13 protein-coding genes, 1 rRNA gene and 1 pseudogene are annotated in these 14568 nt (G+C 73.7%); 4 read left to right on the top strand and 11 right to left on the bottom strand.

The window, feature by feature from the left end; all coding sequences use genetic code 11:
* Positions 1-163: 163 nt before the first annotated feature.
* The 6 genes and pseudogenes from EBO15_RS40225 to EBO15_RS45610 all read right to left on the bottom strand — a co-directional run bounded on the left by EBO15_RS40225 (position 164) and on the right by EBO15_RS45610 (position 6619).
* Positions 164-1126 (bottom strand): copper transporter, encoded by a 963-nt coding sequence (locus EBO15_RS40225; RefSeq protein WP_122199708.1) that lies wholly within the window; start codon positions 1124-1126, stop codon positions 164-166.
* Entirely contained in the window at positions 1123-2361 is a 1239-nt protein-coding gene (steA, locus tag EBO15_RS40220; protein WP_122199707.1) for a putative cytokinetic ring protein SteA, read from the bottom strand. The genes EBO15_RS40225 and steA overlap by 4 nt, the downstream gene beginning before the upstream one ends.
* 150 nt (positions 2362-2511) lie before the next feature.
* Positions 2512-4209, bottom strand: coding sequence for a DNA repair protein RecN (recN, locus tag EBO15_RS40215; protein ID WP_122199706.1), 1698 nt, complete (start codon positions 4207-4209; stop codon positions 2512-2514).
* 265 nt (positions 4210-4474) lie between these two features.
* Positions 4475-5365: pseudogene (locus EBO15_RS40210) on the bottom strand (NAD kinase); the annotation flags it as partial.
* A gap of 37 nt (positions 5366-5402) precedes the next feature.
* Positions 5403-6212 (bottom strand): TlyA family RNA methyltransferase, encoded by an 810-nt coding sequence (locus EBO15_RS40205; RefSeq protein ID WP_122199705.1) that lies wholly within the window; start codon positions 6210-6212, stop codon positions 5403-5405.
* Positions 6209-6619 carry a hypothetical protein gene (locus EBO15_RS45610; protein WP_199745132.1) on the bottom strand — a complete coding sequence of 137 codons (411 nt, stop codon included), beginning with the start codon at positions 6617-6619 and terminating at the stop codon, positions 6209-6211. Before EBO15_RS45610 ends, EBO15_RS40205 begins: the two co-directional genes overlap by 4 nt.
* Before the next feature lie 113 nt (positions 6620-6732).
* On the opposite strand from EBO15_RS45610, the gene EBO15_RS40190 reads away from it, so the two are divergent.
* Positions 6733-7074 carry an SCP2 sterol-binding domain-containing protein gene (locus EBO15_RS40190; protein WP_122199703.1) on the top strand — a complete coding sequence of 114 codons (342 nt, stop codon included), beginning with the start codon at positions 6733-6735 and terminating at the stop codon, positions 7072-7074.
* A gap of 19 nt (positions 7075-7093) precedes the next feature.
* Here EBO15_RS40190 and EBO15_RS40185 read toward each other — a convergent pair whose 3' ends face one another.
* Together EBO15_RS40185 and EBO15_RS40180 are read right to left on the bottom strand one after the other, a co-directional pair.
* Positions 7094-8113 (bottom strand): HAD-IIA family hydrolase, encoded by a 1020-nt coding sequence (locus tag EBO15_RS40185; RefSeq protein ID WP_199745131.1) that lies wholly within the window; start codon positions 8111-8113, stop codon positions 7094-7096.
* Positions 8114-8177: 64 nt separating this feature from the next.
* On the bottom strand, positions 8178-8609 hold the full coding sequence (locus tag EBO15_RS40180; RefSeq protein ID WP_122199701.1) for a tetratricopeptide repeat protein: 432 nt from the start codon (positions 8607-8609) through the stop codon (positions 8178-8180).
* A gap of 69 nt (positions 8610-8678) precedes the next feature.
* Here EBO15_RS40180 and EBO15_RS40175 point away from each other — a divergent pair, with 69 nt between their 5' ends.
* The 3 genes from EBO15_RS40175 to EBO15_RS40165 all read left to right on the top strand — a co-directional run bounded on the left by EBO15_RS40175 (position 8679) and on the right by EBO15_RS40165 (position 11485).
* Positions 8679-10025: a DUF1015 family protein gene (locus EBO15_RS40175; protein WP_122199700.1), complete on the top strand. Its 1347-nt coding sequence runs from the start codon at positions 8679-8681 to the stop codon at positions 10023-10025.
* A gap of 64 nt (positions 10026-10089) precedes the next feature.
* Complete coding sequence (locus EBO15_RS40170; RefSeq protein WP_122199699.1) at positions 10090-10491, top strand: NUDIX hydrolase; 402 nt, start codon at positions 10090-10092, stop codon at positions 10489-10491.
* 55 nt (positions 10492-10546) lie between these two features.
* A complete protein-coding gene (locus EBO15_RS40165; protein ID WP_122199698.1) occupies positions 10547-11485 on the top strand; it encodes an MBL fold metallo-hydrolase in 939 nt (312 codons plus the stop codon).
* Positions 11486-11562: 77 nt separating this feature from the next.
* Here EBO15_RS40165 and EBO15_RS40160 read toward each other — a convergent pair whose 3' ends face one another.
* The 3 genes from EBO15_RS40160 to rrf form a co-directional block, all read right to left on the bottom strand.
* On the bottom strand, positions 11563-12576 hold the full coding sequence (locus EBO15_RS40160) for a tetratricopeptide repeat protein (RefSeq protein WP_233616795.1): 1014 nt from the start codon (positions 12574-12576) through the stop codon (positions 11563-11565).
* Positions 12558-13820: a hypothetical protein gene (locus EBO15_RS40155; protein WP_147481877.1), complete on the bottom strand. Its 1263-nt coding sequence runs from the start codon at positions 13818-13820 to the stop codon at positions 12558-12560. The genes EBO15_RS40160 and EBO15_RS40155 overlap by 19 nt, the downstream gene beginning before the upstream one ends.
* A gap of 446 nt (positions 13821-14266) precedes the next feature.
* Positions 14267-14383, bottom strand: a 5S ribosomal RNA gene (gene rrf / locus EBO15_RS40150).
* Positions 14384-14568 lie beyond the last annotated feature (185 nt).

Below are 14568 nucleotides of genomic sequence, written 5' to 3'. Positions count from 1 at the left end.
TGGTGCGGTCCCACAGCTCGCCGCCGGACCGTCCGGCGAGGCCGGGCGGACGGCGGGTCAGCGCGGTGTAGGCGGCACGCGTCGCGGCCGCGCCGAGCGCGGCCCCGGCCAGCAGGCGCAGCGCGCGCCGTCCGGACCGGGCAGGGTCAGTGCTCATCCGATGTCATCCGTTCTTCCCGGCGGCGGGCGGCGGCGGTGACGGCAGGTACCCGCCGTTCGCACCCGGGCCGACGCCGTACTGCCCGGACTTGCCGCCCAGCTCGTTCTGCAGGGCCAGGATCGCGACCACCTGCCCGGACGCGGTGTCCAGGACGTCCACCGACGACACCCGCTTGCTCACGCCCGAGTCGTCGCGCAGCGCGGTGATGAGACCGCCCTGCTGCGCCGCGGTGTTCGGACCGCCCAGCACGGTGCCGCGGTCGGCGGCGTCGAGCTGCGAGGTCAGCGTCACCAGCGCCCGGGTGCCGCCCGCGGTGTCGGAGCCGTACGGAGTGGCGGGCGCGATCACCACCGCGAGTGTCGCATGCTGACCCGGCTTCCCGCTGGTGGTCACGTAACCCGCCTCGCGGAACCCGGTGAGGATGCCCGCGCCGGTCGCGTCCTCGCGGCCCGCCTTGGTCGCGTCGTTGGTCACGATCGCGCTGGCCAGCACCGCGCCGGCCTTGGCGTAGGAGTCCGCGCCGGACGGGAACTCGGTCCCGGCGGGCTTCAGCTGGGTGGCCAGCTCGTCGAGGGTGTGGCTCTCGTCGGGGTCCAGGGCCTTCTTCTGGATCGCGACGCGTCCGGTGACGGTCGCGCCGGCCTTGGTCGCCAGGTCGATCACCTGCGAGACGCCCTCCTCGCCGGCGCCGGGCGTCTCGACGAGCACCAGCGACTGGCCCTTCAGCCGGCCCGCGACGTACTGCGGGCCGGTCGTGGACGCGAACTGCTCCTCGCCCTTGAGCTGGGCCTCCTGCTTCTGCTGGGTCCTGCGCAGGTCGTCGGCGCGCCGGGTGGCCCGGTTCGCCTCCTGCTTGAGGCCGTTGGTCACCGACTGCGACAGGGTCGTGGAGCCCAGCACGATGCCGAGCGCCAGCGCCAGGAAGACCGCGACGATGGAGACGAGGTGGTAACGGAAGTCGATCACGTGAACAGTCCGGTCAGCCAGAAGAGGAAGGCGTGCCAGCGGTCGGCCAGCAGCGGACGGATGACGTCCCCCGCCGGAGACATGAACACGGCAGTGGTCATGGCGATGAACGCCACCAGCACGAGCAGCAGCAGCGACCAGCCCGAGATGCGGCTGCGGTACAGGCGGGAGACGCCCTTGGCGTCCACGAGCTTGCTGCCGACGCGCAGGCGGGTCAGGAACGTGCTGGACATCCCGGCGCGGCCCTTGTCGAAGAACTCCACCATGTTGAAGTGCGTGCCGACGGCGACGATCAGGGTCGCGCCCTTCTCGTCGGCCAGCAGCATGGCGATGTCCTCGCTGGTGGCGGTGGCGGGGAACACGACGGCCTCGCGTCCGAGCTCCTCCACCCGCTTCAGGCCGGGCGCCCGCCCGTCCCGGTAGGCGTGCACGACGATCTCCGCGCCGCTGGTCAGCGCGGAGTCCGACACCGAGTCCATGTCCCCGACGATCATGTCCGGGCGGTAGCCGGCCTCGAGGAGCGCGTCCGCGCCGCCGTCCACCCCGATGAGCACCGGACGGTACTCCCGGATGTAGGGGCGCAGGGTCGCGATGTCCTCGCGGTAGTGGTAGCCGCGGACGACGATCAGCGCGTGCCGGCCGTCCAGCCGGGTCGCCACGTCCGGGACGCCGACGCCGTCGATGAGCAGGTCGCGCTCGCGCTTGACGTACTCCATCGTGTTGGCGACGAACGCCTCGAGCTGGTGGCCGAGGTTGGCCTTCGCCTCGGTGATCGACGCGTCGAGCGTCTCGGCGGTCTGCTCGGTGCCCCGGGCGACCGTGTCGGCGCCCTTGTAGACGGTGCCGCCGTCCACCCGGACGCCGTCGCCCTCCGACAGCTTCGCGAAGATCTCCGGGCCGACGTCGTCCACCAGCGGGATCCCGGCCTCGAGCAGGATCTGCGGGCCGAGGTTCGGGTACCGGCCCGAGATCGACGGCGCGACGTTCACCACCGCCCCGACCTGGCACGACACCAGCGCCTCGGCGCTGACCCGGTCCAGGTCGACGTGGTCGATCACCGCGACGTCACCGGGCTGGAGCCGCTTGGTCAGGTTCTTGGTGCGGCGGTCGAGCCGGACCGTGGCGGACACCCCGGGCCGGCCGTCACCCCGCCCGCGGCCGAGCGGCAGTACCCGCCGCGGCCGCTTCTTCGCGGGCCGGACGGCACGGTCGGTGGTCGGAGACGGGTCGTTCATCGCTTGACATCCTGCCAGAGGGCGGGGGGTGACACCTGCAACGTCGGCATCGGGGCGTGTTCGTTCGCGTACTGTTGGTCACTTTGCGCAGCCCGCGGGCCCTTGCGAACCCGTGCGGCCGACCCCGGAAGGGACCGTCCGGAACCCGGGTCAGCGGTCGCGGGCCGCCAGACCGAGCAACTCCTCGGCGTGCGCGCGGCCGAGCTCGGAGTCGGCGAGGCCCGCCAGCATCCGGGACAGCTCGCGCACCCGCCCCTCGTGGTCGAGCGCGGTGACCCCGCTGCGGGTCACCAGGCCGTCGCTGGACTTCTCCACCAGCAGGTGCTGGTCGGCGAACGCGGCGACCTGCGGAAGGTGCGTGACGACGATCACCTGCGCGTTCCGCGCGAGCCGCGCGAGCCGCCGCCCGATCTCCACCGCCGCCTTGCCGCCGACCCCCGCGTCGACCTCGTCGAACACGAACGTCGGGACGGGGTCGGCGCCCGCGAACACCACCTCGATCGCCAGCATCACCCGCGACAGCTCACCACCGGACGCGCCCTTGTGCAGCGGCAGCGCCGGAGACCCCGGATGCGGGGCGAGCCGCACCTCGATCTCGTCCGCGCCGTGCGGCCCGTACTCGCCCGTCGGCGTCACCGCCACCTCGACCCGCGCGTGCGGCATCGCCAGCGCCGACAGCTCCTCGGTCACCGCCGTGGAGAACCGCTCCGCGGCGCGGGCCCGGACGGCGGTCAGCTCCGCCGCGTCGGCCTCCAGCCGCTCGGTGAGCTCGGCGTGCTCGGCCCGCAGCTCCTCGACACGGTCGTCGTCGGAGTCGAGCTCGGTGAGCCGCGCCGCGGACGTGCGGGACCACTCCAGCACCTGGTCGACCGACTCGCCGTACTTGCGGACCAGCGCGGTCACCGCGGCGCGCCGCTCCTGGACGGCCGCCAGCCGCGCCGGGTCGGCGTCCACCGACTCGGCGTAGGCGGCCAGGTCGGTCGCGACGTCCGAGACCAGGTAGCCGGCCTCGGCGAGCCGGTCGGCGAGCGCCGCCAGCTCCGGGTCGTGCTCGCGGACGGCCTCCAGCGCGTTGCGCGCCGAGCCGAGCAGGCTCACCACGTTCGCGGCCTCGAACGCCGCGGACGGATCGCCGAGCAGCGACTCGTGCGCGCTGTCGGACGCGCCGCGCAGCGCGTCCGCGTGCCCGAGGCGCTCCTCCTCGGCGGCCAGCTCGACGTCCTCACCGGGCCGGGGGTCGACCTTCTCGATCTCCTCCAGCCCGAACCGCAGGATGTCGGCCTCCTGGGCGCGCTCGCGCGACCGGGTCGTGATCTCCTCCAGCAGCGCGGTGACCTGGCGGTGCCGCTGGTAGGTACGGGTGTAGGCCCGCATCGGCTTGGTCAGCGCGGACCCGGCGTACCGGTCCAGCGCCGAGCGCTGGCGGCCCGCCTGCAGCAGCCGCTGCTGGTCGGACTGGCCGTGCACGGCGACCAGGTCGTCGGCCAGGTTGATGAGCAGGCTCACCGGCACCGACCGTCCGCCCACGTGCGCGCGCGACCGGCCCTCCGCCGACACCGACCGCTGCACGATCAGCGTGCCGTCGTCGAGCTCACCGCCCGCCTCCTCGACCCGTTCGACCACCCGGCCGCCCGGGTCCACGACGATCCGGCCCTCGACCGTGGCGCGCTCGGCGCCCGGCCGCACCCGCTGCGGGTCGGCGCGCCCGCCGAACAGCAGACCGAGGCTGGTGACCACCATCGTCTTGCCCGCGCCGGTCTCGCCGGTGACGACGTTGAACCCGGGCGACAGCTCCAGGACAGCCTCGTCGATCACGCCGAGGCCCTGAATCCGCACCTCGTCGACCATGGGACGCACCCGCGTCACAACCCCTCGCAATCCGCCCGCTCCGCGTTCGGTGGTGAGATTATCGTCCCTCCACCCCGCCGGGGGCGCCACCGCCGGTCACCGGACCCGCGTCTTCACCTTCCGTTTCACCCGCCGTCCACGTTCCCGCGCCGTCCGGCGCCGGTTCGCAGCGGGGCGGCGCCTGGACGCCGGGGACGGCATCGGCCGACTCGTCCGGCGTGAGCTCCCGCCCCGGCTCCGGATGCTGCCTGACCTGCGCGGCCGCCCGGGAACGGCCACGCCACCCGGTCACCGGCAGGCCGAACTTGGTCACCAGCCGGTCGGTGAACGGCGTCAGGTGCAGCCGCGCCAGCCGGACCGGATGCTCGCCCCGCCGCACCTCGATCCGCGCACCCGCGGGCAGGTCGAGAGTGCGCGCGCCGTCACACCACAGGACGGCGCGCGGCGTGTCCGGCAGCACCTCGATCGCGACCGCCGACCGCGGCGAGACGACCAGCGGACGGGCGAACAGGGCGTGCGCGCTGATCGGCACGACCAGCATCGCCTCCACCTCGGGCCACACCACCGGGCCGCCCGCCGAGAACGCGTACGCGGTCGAGCCGGTCGGCGTGGCCATCACCACACCGTCGCAGCCCCAGTGGGACAGCGGCCGGCCGTCGATCTCCACGACCAGCTCCAGCATCCGCTGCCGCTCGGCCTTCTCCACGGTCGCCTCGTTCAGCGCCCACGTCGTGCCGGTGACCGAGCCGTTGCGGCGGACGGTCACGTCGATCGTCATCCGCTCCTCGACGTCGTAGCGGCGCTCGATGACGCGGTCGACGGTCGTGGCGAGGTCCTCGCGCTCGGCCTCGGCGAGGAAACCGACGTGCCCGAGGTTGACGCCGAGCAGCGGCGCACCCGCCGGGCGGGCCAGGTCGGCGGCGCGCAGCAGCGTGCCGTCCCCGCCGAGGACGATCACGACCTCGACGCCCTCGGCCGCGGCCGGGGTGCGCGGCCACACCTCGACCAGGTTCGGACAGGAGAGGTCCCCGGCGTCGCCCTCCAGGGCGCGGACGGTGATGCCGGCCTCAGCGAGGCGACCGATCACCAGCTGCGCGCTGCGGACCGCCTCGGCCCGGCCGGTGTGCGCGACGACCAGCACCGTCCTGTCGCTCATCGGCAACGCTCCCGGGGGGTGGTGCGTACGCTCTCGATCACTGGGGTCCCTCCGCGACGGCGCGCCGCAGGTCGTCCTCGGCCAGCGGCGGCGCGCCCGCCCGCAGCCACAGGAAGTACTCCACGTTCCCTGACGGGCCGGGCAGCGGTGACGCCGTGACGCCGAGGACTCCCAGTCCCAGCGTCGCGGCGTGCGCGGCCACGTCCCGGACCGCCTCGGCGCGCAGCTCGGGGTCGCGCACGACCCCGCCCGCGCCGACGCGGCTCTTCCCCACCTCGAACTGGGGCTTGACCATGATCGCGTAGTCGGCGTCGGGGGCGACGCAGCGCTGGATCGGGCCGAGCACCAGCTTCAGCGAGATGAACGACAGGTCGCCGACGACCAGATTCGGCCGTTCGGCCTCGGGCTGCCCGAGCTGCTCGGGCTCGAGCTCGCGGATGTTGACCCGTTCCAGGACGCTCACCCGCTCGTCGGTGCGCAGCGACCAGGCGATCTGCCCGTAGCCGACGTCGACCGCGTACACGTGCGCGGCGCCGGAGCGCAGCAGAACGTCGGTGAACCCGCCCGTGGACGCGCCCGCGTCGAGCGCGACACGGCCCTTGACGTCGAGGGCGTCGAACGCCTCGAGCGCGCCCGCGAGCTTGTGCCCGCCGCGCGACACGTAGTCGGGACCGGACTCGTCCTCGGCCACCAGGATCGCCGCGCCGGTGTCGACCTGCGTGGCCGCCTTGCCCGCGACCTGCCCGCCGACCTTGACCCGGCCGTCCGCGATCAGCTGCCCCGCCTGCTCACGGGACCGTGCCAGGCCGCGCCGCACCAGCTCGGCGTCCAGCCGCCGCCGGCTCACGACGCGCCCCCCTGCCCCGGAAGGCCCCCCGGACGCGGGAAGCCCCCCGGCCGCGGCATTCCACCCGGCCTGGGCCCCCCACCCACCGGACCGTGACCGCCCGGCCCCGGACCACCCGAGCCGGGACCACCCAAACCAGGACCGCCCGAGCCGGGACCGCCCGGTACGGGCGCGCCGGGACGGGGCATGCCGCCGAGCGACGGCACGGACTCGCCGTCGTCGTCGGCCGAGACCAGCAGCTCCTGGAGCCGCTGGTGGACGTCGGCGAACACCTCGACGTGGGCGGGCACGGGCAGCCCGGCCAGCTCGTCCAGCCGCGCGACGACCGCGTCCACGCGCGGGTCACCGGTCGGCGCGGGCGCTCCGGCTCCCCCCGGCACCGGCCCCGCGGCCTCGTCGGACCTCAACCTTTACCTCCAAGAACACCCCGAACCGCGCGCCCCGGGTCGCCCGGGGTCCGGTCTGAACGCTACCGTCCCTGAACGACATCGTCGCCGACCGGACGGGGAACGGCCTGATCATGGCCAACGAGGAGGAGTGCCGCGCCGCGCTCGACACGATCGCGGTACGGCTGTCCGAGGTGGACGCCGACAAACTCGCCCGGCACGTGGTCGAGCGCACCATCAGCTGCCGGGTGCCCGACCTCGGGCTGGCCTTCGGCACCCGGCTGCACGAGGGCGGCCTGGACCCCTTCCAACCCCTGGAGAACCCGAGGTCCGCGCAGGTCAGGCTGACCGTCGACAGCGACGACCTGGTCGCGCTCGCCCACGACGAGCTGAGCCCGGCCAAGGCGTGGGCCACCGGCCGGCTCAAGGTCGAGGCGAGCGTCTTCGACCTGCTCCGCCTGCGCAGGGTCCTCTGACACCCGGGCCCGTCCCGCCTCAGTGCCCGGCCGGCAGGCCGAGCCTCCGCAGCGCCTCCGCCACCGCCTCCGGACGAACGGTCCCCTCCGTCCGCCAGGCCGCGGCGGCGAGCGCCCGCAGCCCGTCGAGGGGATCACCCGCACCGTCCAGCTCGACGGCGTCACCGGGGGCCCGGAGCCGGGCCGTCCAGCCGCCGCAGCGGTCGGCGTCGCCGTCCCGCCTCACCTCGGGATGCGGGACGAGCAGCCCGGTCAGATCCGCCGCGACGTACGTCGGACGCTGATGCGGCGGCGCGGTCAGCAGCCCGAGCGGCCCGGTCACGCCGGTCAGGACGAGCAGGCTGTCGGCCCCGCCGTTGTGCGCGCCCTCGATGTCGGTGTCCAACCGGTCGCCGACCACGAGCGGCCGCCCGGCCCCGGTCCGCAGCATCGCCTCCCGGTGCAGCGGCTTCTCCGGCTTGCCCGTCACGATCGGCTCCACCCCGGTCGCGGCCTGGATGACCCGCAGCAACGCGCCGTTCCCCGGCTTCGGCGGACCGTCCTCACCGGGAATCGTCGCGTCACCGTTCGAACCGACGAACAGGGCGCCGCGCGCGACGGCCTTCCCGCCCTCGGCGAGCAGCCCGTACCCGAGATCCGGGCTGAACCCCTGGACGACCGCCGCCGGACGCTCCGCCGCCACCGACACCGGGCGCAACCCCCGGTCGTACAACGCCACCCGCAGCGCCGTCCCGCCGACGACCAGCACCTTCGCCCCGGCGGGCAGCCGCTCGGCGAGCAACCGCGCCGCCGCCTGCGCCGAGGTCACCACGTCCTCCGGCGCCGCGGGGACGCCGACCTCGGCCAGCAGCGCCACGACCGCCGCGGGCGTCCGCGAGGCGTTGTTGGTCACGAACGCGAGCCGCTGCCCGTCCGCACGCGCCTTCGCGAGCGCCTCCGCCGCGCGCGGCACCGGCCTGCGCCCGACGTACACGACACCGTCCAGATCGAGCAGGGCGACGTCGTACGCCTCGCTGAGCGGCCTGTCCGAACCCTTCACGTCTTCCTCTCTCCGGCGCCGCCTGCGCGGCGGCGCGCTCGTCGAACCCGTCCAGAGCACCGGATCAGCGGCGCGACTCCAAGGTCGCGCGGGCATGCCGGAGCGCGTTCGCATAGTCCCTGTTCTCCGGACGCATCGCCACGGCCAGCGCGAGATGCTCGACAGCGCCCGTGAAGTCGCCCACACGGCTGAGGGCGAGCCCGAGGCCGAACAGCGCGTAGTCCTCGGCCGGATCCTCCTCGACGATGCTCCGGAAGTTGTCGGCCGCCTCGTGGAACAACCGCGCGCCGAACTGGGCGCGGGCCAGGGCCTCCCGGATGCTGCGCGAGGCCGGTTCGGCCTCCGCGGCCCGGGTCAGCAACTGCACGGCCGCGGCCGGACTGCCCGTCCTCAGCAGCGTGAGTCCCCTGGTGTACCACTCGTAGACGCCGCCCTCCGGGACGGCGGGGTCCTCTCCCGGACCGTCCGGACGCCGCTCCGGCCCGTCAGCGCGCATCTGGCCTCCCTAGGACTCGATCATCCCGACCGTACCCGGCCGCCGGAGGATTCCCCTCAGGCGGTTACCATGCCCACAGTGGAACGAGACGTCCCCTCCGGACCGACGACGACCTCGGAGGAGTTCAGCGCGCGCATCTTCGGCGCGACCGGGCCCGCGGCCGGTGCGGGGCTCGAACTGGCGCCGTTCCGCGGCGTCCGCTTCGACCCCGCCGTGGTCGGCGACCTGGCCTCCGTCACGACACCCCCCTACGACCTCATCGACGACGCCGAACGCCGGCGGCTCCTGTCGGAGGGCGGGCACAACTTCGTCCGCCTGATCCTGCCGAGCCAACCCGGCGGCGGCTACCGCGAGGCCGGTGAGACCCTCCGCCGCTGGCTCGACGAAGGGGTCCTCACCGTCGACCCCGAACCCGCCCTGTACGTCTACGAGGCGGCCGACCGGCACACCGTCCACCAGCGCGGCCTGGTCGGCGCGGTCGGGCTGCGCGCCGAGTCGCAGGGCGTGATCCTGCCGCACGAGGACGTGTACCCCGGCCCCGTCCGCGACCGGCTGGCCCTGATGAGCGAGGCGAACGCCAACCTCGAGCCGATCTTCCTGATCCACCAGGGCGGCGGCGACGCCGCCCGGATCGTGGACGAGGCCGCCGAGACCGCCCCGCTCATGGAGTTCCCCGCCTCGGACGGCCTGGTGCACCGCCTCTGGCGCATCACCGACCCGGCCCTGCTCGACCGGATCTCCGCCGACCTGAGCGGCGGCCAGGCCCTGATCGCCGACGGCCACCACCGCTACGCCACCTACCGGACGCTCCAGGCCCGCCACCACCGCTCCGGCCACGGCGACGGCGCCTGGGACCACGGCCTCGCCCTGCTGGTCGACTCGACCCGCTACCCGCCGCGGCTCGGCGCGATCCATCGCGTCCTGCCGGGCCTGGCCCCCCGGAAGGCCCTGGAAGGGGCCAAGGGCGTCATGGAGGTCACCCCGCTGCCCGGCCCGCTCCCGGACGCCCTCAAGGCCCTCGCGGACGCCTCGGACCGCCCGGCGTTCCTGCTCGGCGGCGGCGACGGCCTGCACCTGCTCACCGACCCCGACCCCGCGCGCCTGGCCGCCGTCATGCCCGCCGACCGGTCCCCGACCTGGCGGCGGCTCGACACGGCCGTCCTCGACCACCTGCTCATCGCGGGCGTCTGGGGCATCCCGGAGAACGAGCGCAGCGTCGAGGTGGTCCACGACGACCCCGCCGCCGCGCTGGCCCGCGCCCGCCGCTCCGGCGGCAGCGCCGTGATCCTCAACCCGATGAGGATCACGGACGTGCTGGCCGTCGCGGGCGGCGGCGAACGCGTCCCCCGCAAGTCGACGTCCTTCGGACCCAAGCCCCGGATGGGCATGGTGTTCCGCCTGCTCGACCCGCCGTGACGACGGGCCCGTTCCCGTCGAGGCCGCGGCCCGTGGGGCCGCGGCCGTCGGGTACGGTCGGTCCGTGGCAAAGATCATCGACAAGGTCGCGTGGATCCGGATCGAGGACGGCCGGATCCTCAGCACCCGCTCCCACGGCAAGGACGCCTACTACCTGCCCGGCGGCAAGCGCGAGCAGGGCGAGACCGACGAGCAGACCCTGCTGCGCGAGATCGCCGAGGAGCTCACCGTCGCCCTCGACCCGGCGACCGTCCGGCACGTCGGCACCTGGGAGGCGCAGGCCCACGGCCACGCCGAGGGCATCGTCGTCAAGATGACCTGCTACGCCGCCGACTACACCGGCACCCTCACCCCGGCCGCCGAGATCGCCGAGACCGTCTGGCTCGGCTACGCCGACCGCGACCGCGTCTCCCCGGTGGACCAGCTGATCTTCGACGACCTGCACGCCGCCGGCGACCTGCGCTGACATCTCCCGGCCAGGGGGCTGGAGAAACCGGTGGTCACGGCGCGATGATCGTGACATGGACACCAAGACCACGATCACACCGCTGGGCGGGGACGTCTACGAGATCGACACCCGGATGGCGGGTTTCACCGGCATCACCGCCGGCTACCTGATCCTGTCCGACCGCCCCTGCCTGGTCGAGCCCGGGACCGCCGGATCCGCGCCCATCGTGAAGGCCGCTCTGGACGAACTCGGCGTCTCCGCGACCGACCTGGCGACCGTCGTGGTCACCCACATCCACCTCGACCACGCCGGCGGCGTCGGCGACATCGCCGAGATGTACCCCGGCGCCGAGGTCGTCGTCCACGAGAAGGGCGCCCGGCACCTGGCCAGCCCCGAACGGCTCATGCGCAGCGCCCGCATGGTCTACGGCGACATGCTCGACACCCTGTTCGGCGAGCTGAAGCCGACCGAGGCCTCCCGCATCCGCTCCGTCGAGGACACCGGCGTGATCGACCTCGGCGGCGGACGGCGCCTCGAGTCGCACTACTCCCCCGGCCACGCCAAGCACCACGTCGGCCTCGTCGACTCGGCCACCGGCGACCTGTACGTCGGCGACGCCGCCGGGATCTACATCCCCGAGACTGCCGACGTCCGGCCCGCCACCCCGCCGCCGGACTTCGACCTCGACACCGCCCTCGCCTCGCTCGGCAAGTTCAAGGCCCTCGGCCCGTCCCGGCTGCTGTTCGCGCACTACGGCCCCGTCTCCGAGGTGAACGACACCCTCGACCGGTCCGCCGAGGAGCTGCGCATCTGGGTGGACGCCGTCCGCGCCGCCCAGGAGGAGAGCCCCGAACTCGACCACGCCGTCGCCATGGTCCGCGACCGCACCGACGACCGCTACCGCATCACCGCCGAGGACGTCGACCCGGATCTGGCCCTCAAGTACGAGGTCCTGAACAGCACCGAGAGCAACGTCGCAGGCATCATCCACGCCCTCAACCGGCACGCCTGACCCCGAACGACGAACGGGCCGCGTCCGACGGAAGTGATCCCGTCGGACGCGGCCCGTTCAGCGCGTCACACGCCCGCTCAAGCGGACGGCTTGTCCTCGCCCTCGCCCTTGGTCTCGGCGCCCTCGCCCTTGGCGTCCTTGGCCTTGGCCTCCGGCACCTCGTCCTCGGACTCGTCGCCCTCGGACTCCTCGGCGTTCTCGTGCTTCGGCTCGAGGAAGACCGGGGCCGGAGCCACGACGGCGTCGGCCACGGCAGCATCGGCCACGGCGTCGTCGCCCTCGTAGACCTCGGGAGCCTGCGGCTCCTCCTCGACGCGCGGGTCGTCCTCGACCGGCACCTCGGCGGACGCCTCGTCGGCCTCGGTCAGGGTCTCGGCCTCGGCGTCGATGAGCTCTCCGTCGGCGTCCTCGTCCTCCTCGGTGTCGAGGATGTCGAGGCCCTCGAGCTCGGCGTACCGCTCGGCCGCGTCGGTCTCCGCGTCCCGGTCAGCGGCCGCCGACCGGGCGAACCACTCGGACGCCTCGTCCTCACGGCCCGCGTCGACCAGGGCGTCCGCGTAGGCGTAGAACAGCCGCGCCGACCAGGGCCGCAGCCTGCGGTCCTGCAGCTCCGGAACCTGCAGCGTCACCACGGCCGCGTCGAACTGACCGAGGTCCCGGCGGACGCCGGACTCCACGATCCGCAGCTCGACGGCGCCCATCTGGTCCAGCCGCGCCGCCTCCGGCGACTTGATCACGTCGAGCGCCCGCTCCGGACGGCCCAGACCGCGCTCCGCGTCGGCCATGACCGGCAGATACGCCTCGTCACCCGCGCCCAGGCGCCGCGCCGCGCGCAGCTCCGCCAGCGCGTCGGCCCACTCGCCCGCCGCGTACGCGGCGAGCCCGGCCGCCTCCCGGACGATCCCGACCCGCGAGGCCAGCCGCCGCGCGGCACGCGCGTGCTTGTAGGCCAGCTCCGGGTCCTCCTCGGCCATCCGGCCCGCCATCACCAGATGACGCGCCACCCGGGCCGCGAGGTCCTTCGGCAGCGTGCGCAGCTCTTCGAGGGCCTCCTCGTCCAGCTCGGTCCCGGTCACGTCGTCCGGCAGCACCGGGTCGTCGTGCTTCGGCCCCTGCTCACGCGCCTCGTCACGGCGCTGCGGCGGCCCGTACGACCGCCGCTCCCCGTCCTGAGGACGACGCTCCCCACGGAAGCCGCCGCCACCACGCCGGTCGTCCCGGTCCCCACCGGACCGCTCACCGCGTCCCTGGTAGCCCCCGGACCGCTCGTCCCGGCCACGGTATCCACCGCTCCGCTCACCACGCCCCTGGAAACCGCCACGACGCTCACCACGGTCCTGGGAGCCCCCGGACCGCTCGTCACGCCCCTGGAATCCACCGGACCGCTCACCGTCCCGGCCCTGGAAACCTCCACGACGGTCGTCCCGTCCCTGGAAGCCGCCACGCCGGTCATCGCGCCCCTGGAACCCACCGCGACGCTCTCCACGGTCCTGGGAGCCTCCACGACGGTCATCCCGCCCCTGAGACCCACCACGCCGGTCATCGCGCCCCTGGAAGCCCCCACGACGCTCACCGCGATCCTGGAAACCGCCGGACCGCTCACCACGCCCCTGGTATCCACCGGACCGCTCGTCACGTCCCTGGAAACCGCCGGACCGCTCACCGCGCCCTTGGTACCCGCCGGACCGCTCATCGCGTCCCTGGAAACCGCCGGACCGCTCACCGCGCCCTTGGTATCCACCAGACCGCTCATCGCGTCCCTGGTATCCCCCCGACCGCTCACCGCCACGCGGCTGGTATCCCCCGGACCGGTCACCGCGCCCCTGGAAACCTCCAGACCGCTCACCGTCCCGGCCCTGGGAACCTCCACGGCGGTCATCGTTCCGGCCCTGGTAGCCCCCGCGACGGTCGTCCCGTCCCTGGAAGCCGCCACGACGCTCGCCACGGTCCTCGTAACGACCACCGCCACGGCGGTCATCACGGTCGCGGGAGCCTCCGCGGTCGTCACGGTCCTGGAAACGGCGCTCGCCGCCGCCGGCACCGCCGAAGCGACGCTCCTGGCGGAAGCCGCCACCGGAACGCTGGTCGTCCCGGCGCCCCTCACGGGGACCGCCCTCGGAACGACGATCGTCCGTCCGCCCCTGGCGGAAGTCTCCGCCGCCAGGACGGCCACCACGGCCCTCGAAGCCCCGGCCGCCACGGTCATCGCGGTTACCGAAGCGCCGCTCACCACGGTCCTCGAAACGACGGCCCTCACCGCTTCCGCCCTGGAAGCGCCGGTCGCCACCGGGCCGGCCCTCACGGCGGTCGCCGCCGCCGGGGCCACGCCGGTCATCGGACCCGCGGAACGGACGGCCCTGGCCGCGGTCGTCGCGCTGGCCACCCGGCCGGTCCCGCCAGCCGCCGCCGCTGTTGCCGCGACCACCGGAGAACGAACGTCCGCCAGAGCCCGGTCCACCAGACCGTCCACGGTCGCCGCCGTCGCCGCCGAAACGGCCGCGTTCGCCGCCGGAGCGCGGAGCGCCTCCGCGCGATCCGCCGTCACGCCGGGGCCCGTTCCCCCTGAAGCCGCCACGGGCATCGCCCGCGCGACGGCCGGGTTCCCCGTTCCCGCCGTTATTGCTTCGCCGCTCGCGGCCCTCGCTACGGCCGTCGTCTTCCGCGCTCATCACGTCCGTCACATTCTTCGGTACTTCGATAGACCCTTGCAGCCTACTTTGACTGGTCCCATACATGCGTCGAGGGCCGCCCCTCAAGCGGGGCGACCCTCGACCAATTATAGTCCGGCGGCGTCCTACTCTCCCACACAGTCTCCCATGCAGTACCATCGGCGCTGAGGGGCTTAACTACCGGGTTCGGGATGGGACCGGGTGTTTCCCCCTCGCCATAACCACCGAACGATCAACGCACAACCCCCACAAGTAGGGTTGGCAAGTCTCGTCCGAGCCGTTAAAGCTCAGTATTAAAATATCATGCGATTCAACCAGATTGTTTTCTGGGAACCACACAGGGACGCGAACATCTCGAACAGCAGCGATTGGTTTGAACGCTCAGTGTGTTCAAGCCACTCGGCCTATTAGTAC

It is taken from the genome of Actinomadura harenae, from assembly GCF_003696215.1.
Classification (GTDB): Bacteria; Actinomycetota; Actinomycetes; order Streptosporangiales; family Streptosporangiaceae; genus Spirillospora; species Spirillospora harenae.
The sequence above is the reverse complement of the archived record's forward strand: the minus strand, read 5'-3'. Positions and strand labels throughout refer to the sequence as shown.

What these genes read in the sequence shown, in the direction of transcription:
- steA (WP_122199707.1), bottom strand. Translation starts at nt 2,361, where the DNA reads ATGAACGACCCGTCTCCGACCACCGACCGTGCCGTCCGGCCCGCGAAG.
- EBO15_RS40165 (WP_122199698.1), top strand. Translation starts at nt 10,547, where the DNA reads ATGGACACCAAGACCACGATCACACCGCTGGGCGGGGACGTCTACGAG.
- EBO15_RS40175 (WP_122199700.1), top strand. Translation starts at nt 8,679, where the DNA reads ATGCCCACAGTGGAACGAGACGTCCCCTCCGGACCGACGACGACCTCG.
- recN (WP_122199706.1), bottom strand. Translation starts at nt 4,209, where the DNA reads ATGGTCGACGAGGTGCGGATTCAGGGCCTCGGCGTGATCGACGAGGCT.
- EBO15_RS40155 (WP_147481877.1), bottom strand. Translation starts at nt 13,820, where the DNA reads ATGACCGGCGTGGCCCCGGCGGCGGCGACCGCCGTGAGGGCCGGCCCG.
- EBO15_RS40180 (WP_122199701.1), bottom strand. Translation starts at nt 8,609, where the DNA reads ATGCGCGCTGACGGGCCGGAGCGGCGTCCGGACGGTCCGGGAGAGGAC.
- EBO15_RS40190 (WP_122199703.1), top strand. Translation starts at nt 6,733, where the DNA reads ATGGCCAACGAGGAGGAGTGCCGCGCCGCGCTCGACACGATCGCGGTA.